General features: G+C 43.5%; 14 protein-coding genes. 6 read left to right on the top strand and 8 right to left on the bottom strand.

Annotated features, from left to right (window positions below; translation table 11 throughout):
- Positions 1-10 precede the first annotated feature (10 nt).
- Complete coding sequence (locus DC487_RS01865; protein ID WP_116774260.1) at positions 11-1,879, bottom strand: YfbK domain-containing protein; 1,869 nt, start codon at positions 1,877-1,879, stop codon at positions 11-13.
- Between the two features lie 159 nt (positions 1,880-2,038).
- On the opposite strand from DC487_RS01865, the gene DC487_RS01860 reads away from it, so the two are divergent.
- Together DC487_RS01860 and DC487_RS01855 are read left to right on the top strand one after the other, a co-directional pair.
- Positions 2,039-2,614: an RNA polymerase sigma factor gene (locus tag DC487_RS01860; RefSeq protein WP_116774259.1), complete on the top strand. Its 576-nt coding sequence runs from the start codon at positions 2,039-2,041 to the stop codon at positions 2,612-2,614.
- A complete protein-coding gene (locus tag DC487_RS01855; protein ID WP_116774258.1) occupies positions 2,607-3,860 on the top strand; it encodes a hypothetical protein in 1,254 nt (417 codons plus the stop codon). Before DC487_RS01860 ends, DC487_RS01855 begins: the two co-directional genes overlap by 8 nt.
- 3 nt (positions 3,861-3,863) lie before the next feature.
- Here DC487_RS01855 and tsaD read toward each other — a convergent pair whose 3' ends face one another.
- On the bottom strand, positions 3,864-4,868 hold the full coding sequence (gene tsaD, locus DC487_RS01850; RefSeq protein ID WP_116774257.1) for a tRNA (adenosine(37)-N6)-threonylcarbamoyltransferase complex transferase subunit TsaD: 1,005 nt from the start codon (positions 4,866-4,868) through the stop codon (positions 3,864-3,866).
- A gap of 29 nt (positions 4,869-4,897) precedes the next feature.
- Here tsaD and DC487_RS01845 point away from each other — a divergent pair, with 29 nt between their 5' ends.
- The gene (locus DC487_RS01845) at positions 4,898-9,322 is read left to right on the top strand and encodes a translocation/assembly module TamB domain-containing protein (protein WP_449441373.1); all 4,425 of its coding nucleotides are present in this window, start codon (positions 4,898-4,900) and stop codon (positions 9,320-9,322) included.
- A 5-nt stretch (positions 9,323-9,327) separates the two neighbouring features.
- Here the strand turns inward: DC487_RS01845 and DC487_RS01840 are convergent, their stop codons facing one another.
- From DC487_RS01840 to tatA, 3 genes are all read right to left on the bottom strand, one after another.
- Positions 9,328-9,615, bottom strand: coding sequence for a hypothetical protein (locus DC487_RS01840; RefSeq protein ID WP_116774255.1), 288 nt, complete (start codon positions 9,613-9,615; stop codon positions 9,328-9,330).
- A 17-nt stretch (positions 9,616-9,632) separates the two neighbouring features.
- The gene (locus DC487_RS01835; RefSeq protein ID WP_207774288.1) at positions 9,633-11,894 is read right to left on the bottom strand and encodes a Tex family protein; all 2,262 of its coding nucleotides are present in this window, start codon (positions 11,892-11,894) and stop codon (positions 9,633-9,635) included.
- 106 nt (positions 11,895-12,000) lie between these two features.
- A complete protein-coding gene (gene tatA, locus DC487_RS17385) occupies positions 12,001-12,432 on the bottom strand; it encodes a Sec-independent protein translocase subunit TatA/TatB (protein ID WP_116774253.1) in 432 nt (143 codons plus the stop codon).
- 153 nt (positions 12,433-12,585) lie between these two features.
- On the opposite strand from tatA, the gene DC487_RS01825 reads away from it, so the two are divergent.
- Complete coding sequence (locus DC487_RS01825; RefSeq protein WP_116774252.1) at positions 12,586-13,968, top strand: MATE family efflux transporter; 1,383 nt, start codon at positions 12,586-12,588, stop codon at positions 13,966-13,968.
- A gap of 23 nt (positions 13,969-13,991) precedes the next feature.
- Here the strand turns inward: DC487_RS01825 and DC487_RS01820 are convergent, their stop codons facing one another.
- From DC487_RS01820 to DC487_RS01810, 3 genes are all read right to left on the bottom strand, one after another.
- Complete coding sequence (locus DC487_RS01820) at positions 13,992-15,398, bottom strand: dihydrolipoamide acetyltransferase family protein (protein WP_116774251.1); 1,407 nt, start codon at positions 15,396-15,398, stop codon at positions 13,992-13,994.
- Between the two features lie 98 nt (positions 15,399-15,496).
- Positions 15,497-16,756, bottom strand: a complete 1,260-nt coding sequence (locus DC487_RS01815; RefSeq protein ID WP_116774250.1) for a competence/damage-inducible protein A — start codon at positions 16,754-16,756, stop codon at positions 15,497-15,499.
- Between the two features lie 17 nt (positions 16,757-16,773).
- On the bottom strand, positions 16,774-19,392 hold the full coding sequence (locus DC487_RS01810) for a putative LPS assembly protein LptD (protein ID WP_239016298.1): 2,619 nt from the start codon (positions 19,390-19,392) through the stop codon (positions 16,774-16,776).
- Positions 19,393-19,593: 201 nt separating this feature from the next.
- On the opposite strand from DC487_RS01810, the gene DC487_RS01805 reads away from it, so the two are divergent.
- Both DC487_RS01805 and DC487_RS01800 read left to right on the top strand, forming a co-directional pair.
- The gene (locus DC487_RS01805; protein ID WP_239016297.1) at positions 19,594-20,475 is read left to right on the top strand and encodes an N-acetylmuramoyl-L-alanine amidase family protein; all 882 of its coding nucleotides are present in this window, start codon (positions 19,594-19,596) and stop codon (positions 20,473-20,475) included.
- Between the two features lie 112 nt (positions 20,476-20,587).
- Positions 20,588-21,367 (top strand): N-acetylmuramoyl-L-alanine amidase family protein, encoded by a 780-nt coding sequence (locus DC487_RS01800; protein ID WP_116774996.1) that lies wholly within the window; start codon positions 20,588-20,590, stop codon positions 21,365-21,367.
- The last annotated feature ends 53 nt before the right edge of the window (positions 21,368-21,420 follow it).

The raw sequence follows: 21,420 nt of genomic DNA, 5'->3' as shown, positions 1-21,420 counted from the left end.
GCCGCGGATGTTAACGATCTGCTTTATACAAAGCTTGTGCATCTTGTGCTAATCGTACAAATTCTGCTCGATAACCTTCTTCATCCTTACCGCGCGATTCTTTTGCTCGCGCAATCAGTTGATCAAAATTAGCCTGCTGCTTATAATCCGAATTGCGAATCAGCATACCCAATTCCGCTACGGCGGTCGCAAAACGTAAATCTTGTGATGTTTGAGCTAAAGGCGTTGCTTTGGTATTCACCACATGAGTAACTAGCTTGCTCACTTCACCGTCCGGCTCTTTATACCGGAATTTCACGGTCGCCAACTCTTTATTATTAATCGTAGATTTCGACTTACTGTTCTCCTGGTATTTCAAATCATCCACCGATCCATCAAAATTACTTTTAACACCTTGTGGAATGATCTCGTACAAAGCCGTGACCGTATGACCAACGCCCATATCACCGCCCAATTTTTCGTCATTATTAAAGTCTTCCGCTTCTAACAGATTGTGCTCATAACCCACCAAACGATACGACTGTACAAAATGCGGATTGAACTCCACCTGAATCTTCACATCCTTGGCCACGGTAAATAAACTTGCACCAAATTCGGTGACGATTGCTTTCCGCGCCTCCGAAATATTATCAATATACGCGTAGTTCCCATGGCCTTTATTGGCCAACATCTCTAGCTTGCTATCTTTATAATTACCCATTCCGTAGCCCAATATCGAAATGTAAATCCCGTCATTACGCTCTTTGGCAATCAGTTTTTCCATTTCTTCATCGCTAGATTCGCCTACATTGAAATCACCATCTGTGGCCATAATGATGCGATTGTTTCCCGCATTTTCAAAGTGCGCTCGCGCTATCTGATATGCTTTGGTCATGCCAGCACCTCCAGCCGTAGAACCCGAAGCCTGCAAAGCATCCAATACATCTTTGATCTTTCTTTTCTCCTTACCAGAAGTACTTTCCAAAGCCACAACAGCAGAACCTGCGTAAGTGACAATTGCTACACGATCTTCATCGCGCAATTGATCTACCAACATTTTATAAGAACTTTTTACTAATGGTAACTTATTGCTGCTGCCCATAGATCCCGACACGTCAATCAGAAACACAAAATTGGCCGCAGGAAGCTTTTCGCTTGGTATATCTTTCGCTTTCAGCGCTACGCGCAACAACTGATGTTGTGTATTCCATGGCGCTTGAGTCAGTTCTGTCACCACGCGAACAGGATCTCCATTGGTCGGTCCAGACAAATCGTACGTAAAATAGTTAATCATCTCTTCTACCCGAACAGCATCTGGATTTGGCATCTGACCTTGATTGAGGAAACGGCGTACGTTGCTGTACGATGCGGCATCTACATCTGCTGCGAACGTCGATAACGGTTCCGTCGTAGTTCGCACAAATTTGTTTTCAGCTATTTTTCTATAGCTTTCTGAGCTACTCATGGTTGCGGAGCGATACATCATTGGCCGAACATGCACGCCACCGCCCACATAAGCTGTTAGCGTTTCTCCTCGTTTGATAGCATATTCTCCTGCATACACCTCATTTCTAATCGGAACCGTATTACGATCAATTTCCACCTGTTCGATTTGCAAAGCGACATCGATCTGTGCTTCTTGTCCAACGATGCGCTCTACCGTTGCAAATCCTCCCAGCGAAAACACCAATACTTGTCCCAACTCTGCATTGACCTGGTAATAACCTTGCTCATCTGTCATCGTTTGCATCGCCTTGCCTTTTACCATCACAGAAACACCGCCAAGTGCTGCACCAGAACTTGCTTCTTTGACATAACCTGTAATACTTTTCGCCATTACCGCTTGTGTGCCTAATAGGATAATAAACATCCACACGCTTTTTAATGTATTTACTTTCATACTCATCATTTTTTTAATGTGCTTTAATACGTATTCATTTCAGTCGAAAACTACTATCTACCGAAGCTGTTCTATTCGGTATTAGCTGCGTTCGCACAAGGGATGCACGTGATGTTGTATTTCCATAACTGAATAAAAAAAATTATTTTGTGAAACAGAATGGAGCTATTCAAATCTTCTAAGAGCGACGGAAAATCGGACGAATTATTGCTTTCGCAATACCATGAAAGCAAAGATTTGGGCTTGTTAGGCGATGTATATCAACGTCATACAGAGATGATCTACTACGTGTGCTTCCGGTATTTTAAGGATAGTGAGCGCAGTAAAGATGCCGTGATGCAAATTTTTGAAGAACTCATCGGCAAAGTAGATCGGCAGGAGATCAAGAATTTTCAGAAGTGGATTTATGTAGTTGCGAAGAATCACTGTTTGATGGCGCTGCGCGCAGATAAAAGCCAAAAGGTAGATTTTTCGGAAAGTTTTGTGGAATTTTCCGTTGCTCCGCATCCGGAAGAAGATTATGCGACAAAGGAAGATCGTCTACAAGCTATGGAACGCTGTATAGAAAAGTTGCCTGAGAAACAGAAAATTGCCATACAGCTCTTTTTCTTGCAGGAAAAGTGTTACAAAGAAATCACGACCCTGACCGGATACAGCATGGACGGCGTAAAGAGCTACATACAAAACGGCAAGCGGAATTTGAAGCAGTGTATAGAAAAGGAACAGGATGTATAATAGGCCAGATATAGCACAGTTACGTCGTTACGTTCGAGGCGAATTATCGCCTCAGCAGATGCATGAAGTCGAAAGGGCTGCCGAGGCGGACGAATCGCTCATGGACGTGCTGCTCGGAATCGAAGCCGAACATGCGCAAGGCTTAACGCATGACGTAATACCTGAATTGCAGCAACGGATTCAGCAACGTAGCCACGTACCAGCACGTCGCACCTCTTCATACTTATACCGTTGGATTGGGTTAGCTGCTTCTTTACTCATCGTATTCGGCATTGGAATCTATGTTTTTATGCAACCAGAAAGTGTACAGCAACAAATCGCGCAACGCATTCCGCCAAGCGAGCCTTCTAACACGATGCGGGACACCACTTCCTCATCATCTGAAGATAATACCATTCTGGATCGTGAGGAAGCTTTACCGACAAAAGACCATGAAACAAAACTAGCTTATAGCAACGTGGAGGCATCCGCTTCCAATCGCCTCAAGAATTCAGATGCAGCACGACAAGCCGCGCTAGATACCATTCCTATTCAAATCATCCCTTCCAACGCGGAGGAATTGGTATCGATGAGCTTACGTGATGATCACAGCACCTTGGCATCGCGCAATAGCGCTCCGCCAATGCAAGATCGAATAAGTATGCTGTCGGCACGGGCAGGACGACCAATGAGGCAATCCAACGAATTACAATCTGTATCGCTACAAGATGTAAAATCGATCACAACAGGAATCATTATAGATCATCAGACGCAAAAACCTATTGCGGGAGCACTGATACGCGATCAGGAAATGAACACCTTGGCCAAGACCGATTCTACTGGAAGGTTTATTGTTGGATCGACTAACGAAAAGCCCGTACTGACTATTCAGTCAAATGGTTTTGAGACGGCCGATCATGTGGCGGAAGGCGCCATGCGAATCGCACTGAAACGTGCGCCCAATGGCGCAGCTACAGAACCTAGAACTGCGCGTGACGTGTCGGCGAAGCGCCTAAAGAGCCGCCCAGCAATAGGGTCACAAGCCTATCAACTGTACGTCAATAATTTAGCTAAAACGAGCGCACTTGGTGCTGGTGAAGTGACGTTGCTATTCGGCATTAATGCACAGGGCAGACCGATTGGTATTACCATAAAAAAGAGTGGTGGCAAAAAGCGTGATAAAGAAGCGATCAAGATCCTTGAAAATGGTCCAAACTGGATAAAGGGAACTGACGATGAGCTGGCCGAGTGGACCGTTCAGTTCTAAACTTTATCCAACTGCCATTCTCGCCAAAGGCGTAATTTCCTGTCCGACAAATTCGCCCTTCAAAAATTTGTGATAGCCAGCAATGGCAATCATGGCCGCGTTATCGGTACAATATTCAAACTTCGGAATAAAAACATCTGCTCGCAGCTGCTCGCCTAGTGCCAACAATTGTGTACGCAACCCCGAATTGGCAGATACGCCACCAGCAATCGCAATCTGTCTGACACCCGTCTGTTTCACTGCTTTTTTGAGCTTATTCAATAAGATGGAAACAATACGATCTTGCACACTGGCGCAAAGATCGGCCATACGTGTATTCAAAAATTGAGGATCTTCGCGCATTTCGCGTTGCACCAGATATAAAATCGCCGTTTTTAGTCCCGAAAAGCTAAAATCCAATCCAGCGATTTGTGGCTCTGGCAATGCGAATGCACGCGGATCACCATCAGCCGCATGTTTATCGATCAAAGGGCCTCCCGGATAAGGTAAGCCTAAGATCTTCGCAGTTTTGTCGAAAGCTTCACCTGCGGCATCGTCCAAGGTTTCGCCGATTAGCTCCATGTCAAAATAATCTTTGACCAATACAATCTGTGTATGCCCGCCAGAAACGGTAAGGCACAAAAAAGGAAACTGCGGCTGCGGATCTTCAATAAAATGTGCTAAGATATGCGCTTGCATATGATTGATATCCAATAGTGGAATATTGCGCGCTAAAGCGAAGGATTTAGCAAATGATGTACCCACCAATAAGGAACCTAATAACCCGGGACCACGTGTAAATGCCACCGCATGGATGTCTTCTTTCGATATATTTGCTTGCTTTATGGCCTCGTCTACCGTTGGGATAATATTTTGCTGATGCGCCCTAGAGGCGGCTTCAGGAATAACCCCACCATACTTCGCGTGCACGAGTTGGTTCGCAATAATATTTGACTTAATTTTGCCATCTATACAGATAGATGCAGAAGTCTCGTCGCAGGAAGATTCTATACCAAGGATGACAGTCATAGCAGGAGTCGCACTTATTATTTTGTAAAATTATCAAAAAAATAATTAAAATAATCGCCTATGTCCTGGTCACTATCGTGGTGAGTGTCGGGATATTTGCCTTATCGCTCCAATTCCCATCTGTACAAACCTACGTAGCCAAGAAAGCGGCTCGGTATCTTTCCAAAGAATTGAATGCCAACGTATCGCTATCGGCCATCTATTTCAAACCTTTTTCGGCACTCATATTACATGATTTTACACTGGATGATCCGGCCGGAAACCGCATTGGCGCTAGCAAGCGGCTTTTTGTAGGTCTTTCTTTATCGGGTCTTGCGCAGAATAAAATAGACATCCAAGACATTCGGCTTACCGAAGCTTACGTCAATTATACCTTATATAAGGACAGCTCCAACTTCGACTTTTTAATTGATTACTTCGCACCGAAGAAAAAAACAGGCAAAAAACCTAAAAAGAATCTGGAGATTACATTGGACCGTATAGAATTGGCTAATTGCCACTTTCAATTCATCGATGCCACCAAAAAGCATCACGAGAAAGGGATTGATTTCTCCAATATGGAACTCACAGAATTTTCAGGTGTTTTCGACAATATCTCTCTCGATACGGCGGCAAGACATGCGGACATTAAACAATTGAGCTTTCGGGAAAAATCGGGTTTTCATCTGCAAGAATTGAGCACTTCTGCTACGTTAGAAGCCCAAGCGATGATCTTCGAAGAGCTAAAGCTCGTAACCAATCGTTCTGTTCTCACGAATTTCTTGCGATTTGATTACGAGAAGCTAGGCGATTTTGAAGATTTTTTGGATAAGGTGAAGATAACCGCAAGCATCGAGAATGCGACGGTCGATTCCAAAGACATTGAATTTTTCGCACCAGATATGCGATTTGTCCAATTTCGCACCGCTATAAAATCGGCATCGCTTGACGGGACAATCGCTGCTATGCAAGCTAGAAATGTTTCCCTAAGTACTAAAAGAAACACTTCGTTACAAGGAGAATTTCGGGTGACTGGCCTACCAGACATCGAACGCACCATCTTTGACTTCTCGAAGATTTTTTTACAATCGCAGGCAGAAGACATTGACGAATTAGTACGCGAATTATCCAACGATCCAAAGTTTGCCCTTCCTGATCAGTTAAACAAGTTAGGCGCACTTGCCTTTCAGGGAAGTTTTAAAGGTTTATACGATGATTTTGCAGTAGATGGAAAGTTCATGACCGATATTGGCGAGGTGCAGACACGCACATCCATTGCCATTGGCCCTGAATTAGTGTATAGCGGACGCGTCACTTCATCTTCTTTTGATATTGGCGCACTCACCAATAGCGATCTATTGGGAAAATCGGGAATGCAGCTCGACTTTAATGGGCGCAACACGGATTTGGCCAAATTGGATATCACCGTGGATGGAAGCCTGCAACAGTTTGAATTGCAAAAATATGCGCTACAAGAAATGCATTTTCGAGCGAGCTTGCAAAACCAACTGTTGCAACTAAATGGACAAGTAGATGATATAGAAGCGGCATTGGATTATGATGCGGCCATTGATTTTTCACAACAAGTACCGAATTACAAACTCACCTCGCACATTGACCGACTCAATCTATCTGCACTTCATCTCCTACAAAAAGACAGTGTGATCGTAGAAAATACCGATATCGAAGCCGACTTTGCGGGTAATGACATCAATAACCTGTCTGGTTATCTTGCTTCGCAAGATATCAATTTGCAAACCTTAGCCGGTGAGTTTGAAATTAAGGATTTCCGATTTGAATCATCGGGCGATCAGCTCAATCGACAGCTTCGTTTGCAATCCAATGTGTTGGATGCAGATATGACCGGCACGATCGATCTGAATACGATTGAAGCCTATTTTCAATCTTTGGCCGTACAATATGCTCCTGCAATAGGTTTGGACAAAAGACCGTTCAACGACCAAAATTTTGATCTGAAAGTAGCCGTAAAATCATTTGAACCGGTATCTGCTTTCTTGGATGTGCCATTGCAATTTGATGAAGGCGCTACCTTGGAAGCCAATTTCTCGTCGGATAATTATATCGGCAACTTTGTATTTGCGAGTCCACACGTATCGTATAATAACTTTAAACTGACCAATCTGCGCATCGAAGAGCGTACCGATGCAAAGAACTTCTCGCTTCGCCTATTAGCAGATCGCTTCTCTATTTCCGATAGCATTTTCGTCAACAAGGTGGCTATTGAAAACATCCTTACCAACGATAGCCTGAACTTTGCGATTCATGCCGCAGAAGATCAGGCACCGGATCGACTAAGACTGCATGGACATATACATTTTGAGCACAACAAGCCCGCTTATATACACTTCAATGAATCGACCATCGTACTCAACAACGAACCTTGGGAGATTCAGTCCGACACAGAAATTCGGGTATCCAAAGGTAAGTTGTACTTCGAAAAATTCCGATTTGCACAAAATAATGAAAATGTAGAATTCAATGGTATTTTGTCTAACGAAGAAGACGATTTACGCATTAGTTTTAATCGCTTCGGGTTGAAATCCCTAGAAGCAATCACCAATCCATTAGGCGTACATCTTCGCGGTGAGCTCAATGGAGAAGTGACCATTACCTCTGTATTACAGTCGCCACGCTTTCGCGCGAGCATCACCACGACACCGATCGTGTACAATACCATCCCGATCGGACAACTAAATTTTGACGCCAACTTCAATCCTAGCACTAAACTGGTTGATGTAAAGATCAATTTGTTAGATGCGCTTCGCCGCGGTTTCCAGTTGGAAGGAACCTATGATTTGGCCGATACTGAAAATGCTTTGCAATTGCGTGGGGAAATCCGCGAGATAGAGTTGGTATTATTTCAACCTTTCTTAAAGGATTTGGTCAGTGATTTGGATGGGAAAAGCAGTGCCGACATACGCATTGGTGGCACATTTGCTGCGCCGAAAATTTCCGGAACAGCAGAGATTCAGCAGGCGAGCTTTACGGTGATGTACCTTAACACACCCTATCACTTGGCGCAACAATCGCTCCTGGTGGAGAACAATGTGGTGCGATTTGATAATCTGCGTTTATTCGATGCGCAGCGCCATGAAGCGGCAGCATCGGGCTATTTGGATCTGAACCAACTGAGTGATCCTGAAATTCAGGTCGAAGCGCGTGCCAACAATTTTCACGTTTTGAACACCACTTACAAGGAAAATAACCTGTATTATGGTACGGCCTATGCGACCGGTACTTTCAAATTTGCAGGCAGAACATCGAATCTCAACATTGACATCACCGCATCATCTAATCCTAACACGGTGATGACTATTCCGCTGGATGCGGCCATGACCATCTCTGACAGCGACTTTATCTACATGGTAGAGGCGGATGACAAAAAGAAAAAAGTACAAAAGAATCAGTACTTCTTTCAGGGTTTGACGATGAATATGGATCTTAAAATCACGCCCGATGCAGAGGTCAATTTGCAAACCGATATTGGCTCACTACGTGGTACGGGCGACGGTGAAGTGCTTCTAAAAATATCGAGCAGAGGTGATTTTGAGATGTTTGGTGATTACAGCGTGAATTCGGGCAAGTTCCACTTTGTGGCACAGGATTTTATCAACAAATATTTTGACATAAAGCAGGGCGGCACGATTCGTTGGACAGGTGATCCGGCGCAAGCACAACTAGATATCACGGCATTGTACCAGCAACGAACTTCTTTAGGTGCATTGTACGACGCTGCCGGACGTGAGCGTAATGAAGAACGTGTATTGGCTCAAGCCGACATGATTATTCGAGGCACGTTGACTAGTCCAGACATCACATTTGACTTGAGCTTTCCGCTTACACCTTATGTAAAGGATGAGTTGCAGGCTTATTTTAGTGATGCCAACAATATCAATCAGCAAGCATTGAGCTTGATTGTGCGGCGCAGCTTTACTGCAACTAGCACAAGTAACGAATTTGGGCGCGAGGTGAACAATACCCTATTATCGGCAGGTACCGAATTTGCATTCAACCAATTGAATGCAATAATCTCTCAATCACTGAACGTGAATTTCCTAGATTTGAATATTCGCTCTTTCAACGATGCTTCTGCTTCGCTACGCTTATTTGATGACCGACTGATATTAACGGGCGGTGTAAGCGATCGAAGAAATCTGCAAACGACCGACTTAGCATTATTTTCGGCTCGAGTAGCCACTGATGCCGAATTAACTTATCGTATCCGGCGTGATGGCAGTTTGATGTTTAGAGCGTACAACCGATTAAATACGCGAAATATCTTATTCACCCCAACGGATGATTATATCAATGCAGTAGGATTGGTGTATCGAAAAGAATTCAACACCTTTCACCAGTTCTTCAAACAGCTATGGACTTTCAAAAAGAAAGAAGATGAGACGATTGATCTCACCGTGCCACGTGACACGACAGCCACACCGGTGACTTCCAACTAATTCTTTTACAAGAAAGAGACGACTAATTCTTCCCATTCTTGCTCCAAAGAACCTACATAAGAAGGTTTCTTGGCACGATTGTACCAATAATCTGCATTCCATTGATCACCTTCTACGCGATGCAAATAAGCATGTACATGCGCAGATTCACGATCGCTAAGCTGATCTACTAGATCATGCGCCGTGCGCCAGTCGCCTTTGCCATCGTACCAAAGTGCTTTTAATGCCGCCGACCAGGCACTTGGTGGCGCACTTTGAACTAAGCTATGTTTGAATTCGGTCAATGTTTTCATCGTTAGATAGATTGTTACTATTTGAATTTACTAGCTAATTGCGCCAGTTTCGTCGCCATATCACCGCCATTTGAATCTCGCTTTTTGTTATTATCTGATCTTTTTTCGCGTTTCTCTGTTTGGCGCTCCGGACGATCTTGTCGCTTACGGGGTTGCGTATCACCACTTTTCATGGATAGACTGATGCGATTGCGCTGTTCGTCTACCTCAATTACGGTCACTTCTACTTTTTGCTGCACCTTCACTACCTCGCGTGGATCTTGCACATAGCGATTTGCTAATTGACTAAGATGCACCATGCCGTCTTGATGTACGCCAATATCTACAAATGCCCCAAAATTGGTAATGTTGGTCACGATTCCCGGAAGTCGCATGCCCACGCGCAGATCCTTCACACTGTTGACACCATCGGTGAATGAAAATTGCTCAAACTGATCGCGCGGATCCAGTCCCGGTTTCGCCAATTCGGCCAAGATATCGTGCAACGTTGGCAATCCCACTTCCTCCGATACATAGCGTTTCGGATCGATTTGCTGCCGCAATTGTTCATCGCGCAACAAATCCTGCACGGTAGCTTTTAAATCTTTTGCCATTGATTCGACGAGTGCATAACGCTCTGGGTGAACGGCCGAAGCATCCAACGGATGTTTTGCATCACGAATCCGTAAAAAGGCGGCCGATTGCTCGTAAGCTTTGGCACCCAATCGCGGTACTTTCTTCAATTCTTTACGAGAAGAAAATGGGCCATTTTCTTGCCGATAGTTCACAATTTGTTGTGCCAATGCGGGCCCTAAGCCAGACACATACGCCAAAATCTGTTTCGAAGCGGTATTCAGTTCAACTCCCACCGCGTTCACACAAGAAACCACCGTATCGTCTAACGCACCTTGCAATTTATTTTGATCTACGTCGTGCTGATATTGTCCTACGCCAATAGATTTTGGATCAATTTTCACCAACTCAGCGAGTGGATCCATTAGCCTGCGGCCAATAGAAACTGCACCGCGCACGGTAATATCCTGATCGGGAAACTCTTCGCGTGCTACTTCGGAGGCCGAATAAATCGATGCGCCACTTTCGTTGACCATCACGATAGGAATCGTAAGCGAAAGCTTGCGAACAAATGTTTCTGTTTCTCGCCCGGCCGTACCGTTGCCAATGGCTATCGCTCCTACATCATATTTAGAAACCAAGTGGTTGATCGTCTTTTGCGCTTCAGCTTCGCCGCCTGCACCATTGTGTGGGAAGATGGCAGTATTTTCTAATAGACTGCCCTGCGCATTGAGCACGACCGTTTTACAACCGGTGCGAAATCCGGGATCGATCGCGAGCAATGAAACCGCTCCCAAAGGAGCAGCCAAAAGCAATTGGCGGACATTCTCCGCAAAAACCTTAATGGCTTCCTCATCTGCTTTTTGCCGAGTCAGTACGCGCATCTCCGTTTCCATGGAAGGTTTCAGCAAACGCTTGTAGCTATCCTGCACGGCCAATTGAAGCTGATCAGCTGCCTCACCAACAGATTTAATATAGCGTTTTTCGATCTGCGGCAACACATCCACATCTTCTACGGTAATATCCAAGCTAAGTAGTTCTTCTTTCTCACCACGACGCATCGCTAAAACACGATGCGAAGGTGCGTCTTTAATGAATTCGGACCATTCAAAATAATCTCTAAATTTCTGCGCACTCGCTTCTTTGCCTGCAACGACGCGACACACAAATTTTCCTTTTTTCTCTAGCACACGACGCACGGTATTGCGTACTTCCGCATCCTCATTGATGATTTCGGCGACGATGTCACGAGCGCCAGCTAATGCTTGTTCTACCGACTCCACTCCTTTCTCGGCATCTACAAAAGCTTCTGCTTTGGGCTGTAGTTGACGAATATCCTGCGCTAATAACAGTTCTGCCAATGGCAACAAACCTTTTTCCCGCGCGATCGAAGCACGTGTTTTGCGTTTGGGTTTGTAGGGCAAGTAAATATCTTCTAAAGCGGACATCGTTGCCGCGGTACGAATCTGCGATTCAAGTTCTGCGGTTAGCTTTCCCTGTTCGGTTACCGACTTTAGTACCGCTTCTTTCCGCTTATCCAGATCACGTAGTTGTTGTATGCGATCGCGGATTGCCGCCACTTGCACCTCGTCTAAACTGCCTGTCATTTCCTTGCGGTATCTGGCTATAAAGGGAATCGTAGCTCCTTCATCCAACAATTGGATGGTGGTTTGCACTTGCTTTGTTTGGATATTCAGCTCTTTCGCTATGCTAATTTCGGAAGACATTGTAATGAGTAGGTATTTTGTTTAGCAAAAAATCCGATTAAGACAGAGCAACGCTCGGCCAGTAACCGGATAATTTCTTTATAATATTGTTTAAAAAGGCGTATTTCTAGGCTTCTTTAGTAGCAGAAGCTTCACTATCATCTGTAGTCGGCGTTGCCAATGGCACATCGGCTATCGTATTATTCGGATTATGCTGATGTGTTCCAGCAGGTGTGGTGAACTGAGGTACGGTTGATGTGGGTTTCGGTTCTTCTGCATGCGCACGCATTTGCTCAGACATCGATGATGCCGTAGGAGCTGCAGTAGCCACTGGACTCTTTTTAGGCTCTTCTACTTCCACATCAAGATCTTTCTCAAAACTATTAATCTGATCGGATAGTTCCCGTTTAATGCCGTCAGACGCATCTTTGAATTCGCGAATTCCTCTTCCCAAACCACGCGCCAATTCTGGCAATTTCTTTCCTCCAAACAGAAAAAGGATAACAATGATGATTAACATCATTTCTTGTGTCCCGATATTTAAAAACGCTAAATTCATGTCTTTGATATCAATTATTAATACTGCTAATGTACATAAAAGTTCAGAATTAAGCAGACAAATCCATGTAAAGATCTTGTAGGGATCGGGTGTGTAAAAGATAATATTTGGATTTCCACACTTCTATTTACCTTTGATCATATTTAATTTAACATGTTTGCTTCCATACGGAGAGATAAAGCTTTCTACATTAGCACGATGGCGCTCGCTGCGCCAATCGTCGTGTCCCAACTAGGACACACCATGGTTCACACGGCCGATACCATTATTGTCGGTCAATTCGCAGGTCGCATACCTTTAGCGGCCGTTTCTCTCGTGCATGCCGTATTCATGGTGGTGCTGGTTATTGGTTTGGGTATTGCGTACGGCATCACACCGCTCATCGCACAGTATAATGGCAAATCAGATTTTAAAGAATGTGCGAAATTGCTCTCCAATAGCATTTGGCTCAATGTGGTCACGGGCATTCTCCTTTTTTGTGCTGTGTATTGGGGATCGATGTATGCCATGCAACACACGGATCAAGATCCGTTGGTGGTCGAAACGGCTAAACCATACCTTTTTATCTTAGGACTTTCCATTTTGCCATTGATGATTTTCAACGCCTTTAAGCAATTTACCGAAGGTTTGGGGTTTACGAAGCAGGCGATGAATATCACGATTTGGGGGAATGTGCTGAATATCCTAATTGCGTTGGTACTCGTGCGCGGGATGTTTGGTTTTCCAGAAATGGGAATTCGTGGGGTAGGTATTGCAACACTGGTAGATCGTATTTTGATGATGTTGGTGATGGCGGCGTATGTATTACGGTCGAAGAATTTCAAACGGTATATGGTCGATTTCTCTATCCGGTTTATAGATCGTACGCGCATCAAAAGTATTTTTAAAATTGGAGCGCCCGTCGCGATGCAATACGTATTTGAAATCGGTGCTTTTGCCACCGCAGCACTGATTGCTGGAAAAATAGGTGCACTAGAACAAGCGGCGCATCAGGTCGCCATTACCTTAGCAGCAATGACGTACATGATGGCTAGTGGATTGGCTTCGGCAGCAACCATCAAGACTGGAAATAGCTTCGGCACGGCAAACTTCCAACGTTTACAGAAGTTTGCAATGGTATCTTACCGCCTAGTGCTCGTCTTTATGATCTTCTGGGCAATCATTTTTGCCCTGTTTAACCAATATTTACCTTATGTGATTACGCAAGATAGGGAAGTCATTACTATTGCTGCGAGTTTACTGATCATTGCAGGCATGTTCCAATTGTTTGATGGTACGCAGGTTGTTGGATTGGGCGTATTGCGTGGAATGGGCGATGTCAACGTGCCAACGGCAATTACTTTTGTAGCATATTGGATCGTTGGCGTACCTAGCGCTTATGTCATGGGATTGGTGTTGGGCTGGGGAATTCAAGGTATTTGGTACGGACTCACCTTGGGCTTATTGACATCTACCGCGCTATTGTACTGGCGATACAAAACGATTATTGCTCGTAAAATAAAAAACACGATACATTTGGAAACGCACCGTGCTTAATATATTCTCATGATTGGGTCGTACTAAACCGTGCGATCCAAATCCCAATTTTCCAAATAATCTGCCACACGCTTAATAAATGTACCTCCCAGCGCACCATCGATTACGCGGTGATCGTACGACATCGTGATGTACATAAAGTGACGAATACCGATCAAATCTCCGGCCGGAGTTTCGATAACGGCTGGTTTCTTTTTGATCGTGCCAACAGCTAAGATCGCCGCCTGCGGTTGATTGATAATGGGCATCCCGAAAATATTGCCAAAAGCACCAATATTAGTAAAAGTAAATGTGCCACCTTGGGTATCATCTGGTTTCAATTTATTATCACGTGATCGTTGCGCCAAGTCATTCACTGCATGACTAATGCCGAGTAGACTCAATTGATCCGCATCTTTGATCACCGGGACAATCAAGTTTCCATTCGGCAAAGCCGTAGCCATCCCAATATTAATATGCTTACGACGGATGATATTATAACCATCTACCGAGACATTGATCATCGGAAAATCCTTTAGCGCTTTAGAAATAGCTTCTATAATAAGTGGCGTAAAAGTGATATTCTGTCCTTCCCGCTTTTTAAATCCGTCTTTGACTTGGTTTCTCCAATTAACTAAGTTGGTTACATCAGCCTCTACCGCCGAGAACACATGGGGCGAAGTATGCACACTGCTCACCATATGATCAGCAATTAGTCGGCGCATACGATCCATCTCCATAATCTCATCACCATCCCCCTTTGCTACTACAACCGGTTTTGTCACTATTTTTGGACGTACTACTTCGGATGATACTCCTGTCTGGGGATCTTGCTCCTTATCACCCTTATGATCATCAGAAACGTCACTGGATTTAACTTGAATCGTTGGATTATCACCTTTCTGTGCGAGATATTTCAACACATCGTCTTTTGTAACGCGGCCTTCCGCACCACTACCATGTACTTGATCAAGCTCGGAAAGTGAAATACCTTCTTCTTGAGCAATGCTACGCACTAGTGGCGAATAAAAACGATCTGAGCTTTCCTCGACATTTGGCTTTGATTCGTCTGTTGGCATCGAAGTATGTTGTGCATCTTCGAGTGACTCTATACTCGTTAATCCCGGTACGTCTTTGATATCAACAGGGATATCATCTTCTTGATTAGCAACGTGGTTATCCGTATTTTGTTCATTTGGTTCATCTTGTGCATCGGTTTCGATGACAGCAATCACATCGCCTACCTGCACCACATCACCATTCTCAAAAAACCGCTCCTTCAGCACTCCTTGTACAGGCGATGGAACATCAGAATCTACCTTATCTGTGGCAACTTCTAATACAGACTCATCTTCCTGAATGAGATCCCCAATTTCTCTCAGCCAGTTGGTTACGGTTGCTTCCGTAACACTTTCACCCATTTTTGGAAGAGTAAGTTTATGCAATGCCATGATATACTTTTTTGAAGTGATTTACGAATATAGTCAATCTCGCTAAAAGGAACAGTAATTCAAAATATAATAATTGTAAATCACCTGAAAACAAAATTTTATTCTTTTCCGATCAAATTACGCAACTGTTGCCACAATAGCAGAAAACATTGTGTGGTCGTGCGTTCAATATTGATGTTGCGATCATTCTGGAAGTGAAACAATCGAGTATGTACTTTCGTTTTGGTAGCCAATGCAATCCAAATAGTTCCTACTGGCGCATCTTCTGTACCGCCATCAGGTCCAGCGAAACCACTGGTAGCTAGGGCAAAATCTACGTCAAATTTCTTCTGTGCACCAGCAGCCATCGCACTTACGACTTGCTCGCTTACAGCGCCATACCTCTCTATATCATGTTCGTTTACGTCGAGCAGTCTACTCTTTATTTCGTTGGTATACGATACAACCGATCCTTTAAATACATTACCGGCTCCTGGTATCGCCGTGATACGACTGGCAATAGTACCGCCAGTACAGCTTTCGGCTGTCGCCAATGTATATCCGTTGGAGTGCATAATTGGCAAAATTGCTCCTTCAAGATCTACATCGCCAAAAGTGACAAAGTGCTCATTCACCCTTTCTTTAATCCGATTGGCGTATCCTTCCATTTCGGAGCGCAGTGCGTCGGCATCTTGGCTACTGCCAGTCAGCCGAAGCCGTACAATTCCCAGCTTTGGCAAATAGGCCATGCGGATATAGTCTGGCATTTCTGCTTCGATATCCTGTATAGATTCCGCTAAGTGTGATTCTCCGATTCCAGCAGTTAGGATATAGACATTCACGATGTTACCTTGGTTTGCGGCCTTAGCAAGCTTAGGTAGCACATGCTGAGACATGATGTGTTTCATTTCGTATGGTACTCCGGGCATAAACGCAAAAGATTTGCCATCATGTATGTGCCACAAACCAGGTGCTGTCCCCAATTCATTGAACAATACTTCACCATTCTCAAAGACATCGGCTTGCATTTCGTTGATCGCTGGCATAGCCCGTTTGCGCTGCGCGAATATGTTCTCCACATGTGCTAATACGTGCTGATCGCGAATTAGGTTTGTACCAAAATAGGTAGCAGCCGTGCGTTTGGTAATATCATCTTTGGTAGGACCCAGACCGCCGGTTACCAAAATATAATCAGCGCGTCGTTTGGCGGCGTCGAATGCCGCTACGATAGCATCTTCGCGATCGGCAATGGTGGTGATATGCACGACAGCCAGGTTTAAGAGCAGCAATTGTTGTGCGATCCAAGCGGAATTGGAGTCCACAATCTGACCTTGTAAAATTTCGTCGCCTATCGTAATGATTTCTATCTTCGTCGGCATAACATGGAAGTTTAACTTTAAAACACGTAATGACTCTGTCGCTTCATGAGCTTCAAGTCTTGCAAGATAGCGGCTTTTGCTCGAATAGTGATATTGTAACTCTGGAATTGCCCAATAGGAACCCAAGCAAAAGACATTTCCCAACAGTGGAGATCTCGATAAATACTAAACTGCGGTATAACCACCTGCATTTGTCCAAAGTCATAGCCACCATTGAACTGCACTTTCCATTTAGGTGTAACATTAAAATCGCCATGCAATTGTACGGTACTGGTAATATTACTACCCATACGCATCTCATCTCTATTAAACACGCTAGCATAGTTAAAACTAAAAGAACCAGAAAGATTCCAAGGAATATTAAAGTCTACAAACGCATTGGGATCGCGACTGACGCGCGCTAAGGCATCGGCTTGCTGCTGGGTCATGCCCGGCATATTATTCCGCATGGAATCGATATTATCATTTCGATTTTTTGACGCGTCCGGATTAAAACTATAGTCAAATGATAAACCAAAATTGGTTAAACGTGCCAAGCTTCCTTCGCGCAGCATAAAGCGATTAATACGTGTACCTGTTACGCGATCATAGGTATATGGATCAAATGAACCATTGAAATTCAGATTGATTTTTTCATTGAACAATGATGTACGACCAGAGAAACTAATCTGGGAGAGTTTCAAGGAGTCGGCTGCCATATTGTAGTTTCCACTAAACGTAAGACCTTGAAGAATTTTGATCTTCTTGATACCCGATCCTGTTGTATCTCGATCGGATCGTACTTTGGCCTCAATATTATTATCTACGGAAAAGCCGATCCCCATGGATCTGCCTTCTGCAGGGCCACCAAATATAGCGTTTTCAAATATGGAATATCGAGCCGCTTGACCTTGTGGGTTAATGTAATCTCGATAATATCCGTAACTCGGATCACCAAAATCAGGTCGATAATTTAAATTTATGGAAGGCGTAACCACATGACGAATAGCTTCAATTTTGCCTATTTTGGGATACTGACCATATATTTTTGTAGAAAGCCCCGTAGACATAGAATAATCATAAGCTCTGCGAAATCCTGATACAGTGTCGCGCATATTCTCATAGCCAAGTTGATCATTATCTCGATAGTTACGAATGCTTTGCAAATACCATCTTTCGGTATAATTAACAGCTGTATTGAACTGAAAATACTTCATCACTTGCAAGGAAAGCGCAATCGGAATGGTGTGCTGCATACCATTGGTGAAATCGCCTAAAGTTTCTTTCCGAAACAATAAGGAATCGGAAGTCTCTAGCTTATTGGTAGCCTGCAAGCTATATCCTACAGTAATTTTTTCATACCATTTTGGTCGCCCCACGCCATCACCAAATTTAAATGGATTAAAGGTTGAAACGTTCAGACTAATTGTCGGTAGTTCTAATTGAATCTGTCCTGTACGAATATCTTGTCTATGGCTAGCTGAGGAAGTAAAATTCACCTTGCCATCCGCAAACACGCGACCATAACTGATGTTAGAGGACATGTTGTTCTGCGTCAATTGCTGAAAATTGTTGGTACCGTTTGCAGCTGTATTTCGAAAATACGAACTAGTACCAAAGTTAACGGATGCCGAAAAGGAAGTTCCTGGATTCGCTTCTTGACGTTGGGTATGATTCCATGTGACATTGAAATCTTGCGCTCTCTGATAACTATCGGTACCTTCTATACCAGTTGGAGTAGAACCGTAACGTAGATTAAAACCACCATTGAATTTGTAATTAACTACGTATTGCGTACGCATAGAAGCTTCGAAAGCACCTTTGGAATATATGTTTGTCCGAAACTCGGTATCCCAATAATCATTGAATGTGAGATACCAACCCAGATCGCGCATGGCAAATCCCCGACTGGCATCTTCACCAAAAGAGGGAAAAAGCATACCAGACGAAGGTTTATCTTGTTTCGGAAAAAAACCAAAAGGAACTGCGATAAATTTCAACGGTATATTCTGCACGACCAGATAGGAAGGCCCAGCAATGATTTGATTTTTAACGATCAAACCTTTTGAAATCTTGATACCAAAGTGTGTATGTGGTTCGGGCAAATCACAGGTACTATACAAACCATCGAACAGCGACATCTCTTCATAAATATTCCGTCTAACCACTCTAGCTTGCACGAAGGCACCATCAACTTCCGTCATGACACCAAAAGTTTTCGGGATCTGTGTCTTATAATTATAGAAAAGTGAATCTACCGCGATAGGTCCTTCTCCTGGCATAATTACGACCGGTCTTCCAGCGTATTTACCATTATGATCGTTGATTCCGGAAGCAAACAGCACATTGGTATTTCTATCCAGCCGGATATAATCTGCTGCCAATTCAAAATCTTGGTATTTCACCTTAGCACCACCATACAAATGCAATATATTGAGACTTACTTCGTTAACGGAGGAGTCGTTTGCCACAATGGTAACGACTGTTTCCAGATCACTTTCTGAGTCTTTCATCACCACCGTATCCTGGCCGGTGACATCCTTAAAATTATTTTGAGTGGTATCCGTTCCGAGGGTATCCACCAAAGAAGTATCTCGTAAGGGAATAGTATCTCGCAGAGGTCTGGCATCCTGTGCTTGGGCAAACAGAACATTCACACACACTAGGATAAGCATACCGAAAAGAGAAGTAAACGCTCTCAAAATAAATTATGAATGTTATGTTTGTATAAAGTTGAAATGTTCTTCGGCAAAAATAGTCAAAAAACCGACATAGTAAATGTTTTTAACATTCTTAACCAGGTATGTAAAATGCGGTTGTAATGTCAGAAAAGCATATTTAGAAAAACAACAACACATATGGATTTGCTAAAAAATGTTAAATTTTCTTTAGGAGTAATTTTCCTATCTTTCATCATCTTCGCAGGAATGTTGTTTGCGCATGCCAATACTTCAAATCTCAAGGCCAAAGAAGCCGAGAGCGAAGCATCGATAAAACCATTCTCCCTCGTAGTTATTGATCCCGGACACGGAGGTGATAAACCCGGTGCAAGAGGTCGTAGCTCAGCGGAAAAAGATGTAGTATTGCAGGTTTCTAAAAAATTAAAAGAGTCTATCGAGAAAGAAATGCCTGGTGTGAAGGTGATGCTCACGCGTGATCGCGATATTGATGTCCCATTTTATGAACGCACCGCTTTGGCTAATAATAATCATGCGGATTTATTTATTTCTATACACTGTAATTCGGCAGATTCTGAGCGTAGAGTAAAAGGGCGTAATGGAAAATATAGCACGCAGCTAACTCGACGTCCACATGTACGAGGTACTGAAACCTTCGTATGTGGATACAATCGCCTTGCCCAGCAAGATGTTGCAATTCGTGAAAATGCCGATATTTTATTAGAAGATAACTACAAGGAAAATTATAACGGCTTTGACCCTAACGATCCATCAACTTACATCGTATTTTCTTTGATGAAACGGAAATACCGTGACCAAAGTATCAAGGTCGCTACCATGATGCAGGAAGAATATGTGCAAGCTGGCCGCGCCAACCGCGGCGTGCAAGAGCTTTCACTTGCAGTGTTAGCAACAGCTGGCATGCCAGCTGTGCTTACCGAAATTGGCTTCATTAGCAGTCCTGACGAAGAGAATTTTATGCTATCTGATGCTGGTCAGACTGAAATAGTTGGTAATTTAACTACTGCGATTAAGCGGTTTAAAGCAAGTGTGGAACGTTAATTGTTATAGGTCACGCAAATTTGTATTATTTAGTAACAATTATTTAATAAGTCATAATATTTTGATGATTCCAAGGAAAGCCACAAACAGAACCCGTAAAAATCTCAAATTAATGTTTTTCACGTTGTTATCTTTTCTCTTGATAACAGTGTTTGGAAGTTTTAGAGAACCAAGTAAAGGTACTCCTCCGCAAAAAATCAAAACTATTGTATTGGATGCCGGGCATGGGGGACATGATTCAGGAGCCGTCGGCGCACAATCGCGCGAAAAAGATGTCGCCTTAGAGATTACACTTAAACTTGGTAAAAAAATTGAACGCGAAATGTCTGGCGTGAAAGTCATTTACACCCGAGCAGACGACAGCTATCCGAAGTTATACGAGCGGCCAGCGCTTGCTAATCAAAACCATGCCGATCTATTTATATCTATCCACTTGAACTCGATAGGTCGATCGTCTAGTCGATCTGCAAAAGGCACAGAAACATTTGTATTGGGTTTCAACAGTATGGCAAATCAAGATGTCGCTATGCGTGAGAATGCATCCATCTTATTAGAAGATAATTACGAAGAGAATTACGATGGATTTGACCCCAATGACCCTTCTACTTACATCGTCTTTAAGTATCTAAAAAAGATGTATCGTGACCAAAGTATTAAGCTAGCAAGTTATATGCAAGCAGAATATGCGCGCTCGGGTCGGGTGAATCGGGGGGTGAAAGAACTACCTTTGGCGGTATTGAAAACGGCAGGCATGCCTGCGGTATTGACCGAAGTTGGATTTATCAGCAATTCCGACGAAGAACGGTACATGTTGTCTTCACAGGGGCAGCAAGAAATTGTGGATAACATCTTTAATGCGATAAATACCTATAGAAAAAATATGGAACGCTAAACTTTTCTTATATTAGAATGTTAAGATACTAAAGTATCAAAATCTTACGCTAT

The organism is Sphingobacterium corticibacter (assembly GCF_003076635.1).
GTDB classification, from domain to species: domain Bacteria; phylum Bacteroidota; class Bacteroidia; order Sphingobacteriales; family Sphingobacteriaceae; genus Sphingobacterium; species Sphingobacterium corticibacter.
The sequence above is the reverse complement of the archived record's forward strand: the minus strand, read 5'-3'. Positions and strand labels throughout refer to the sequence as shown.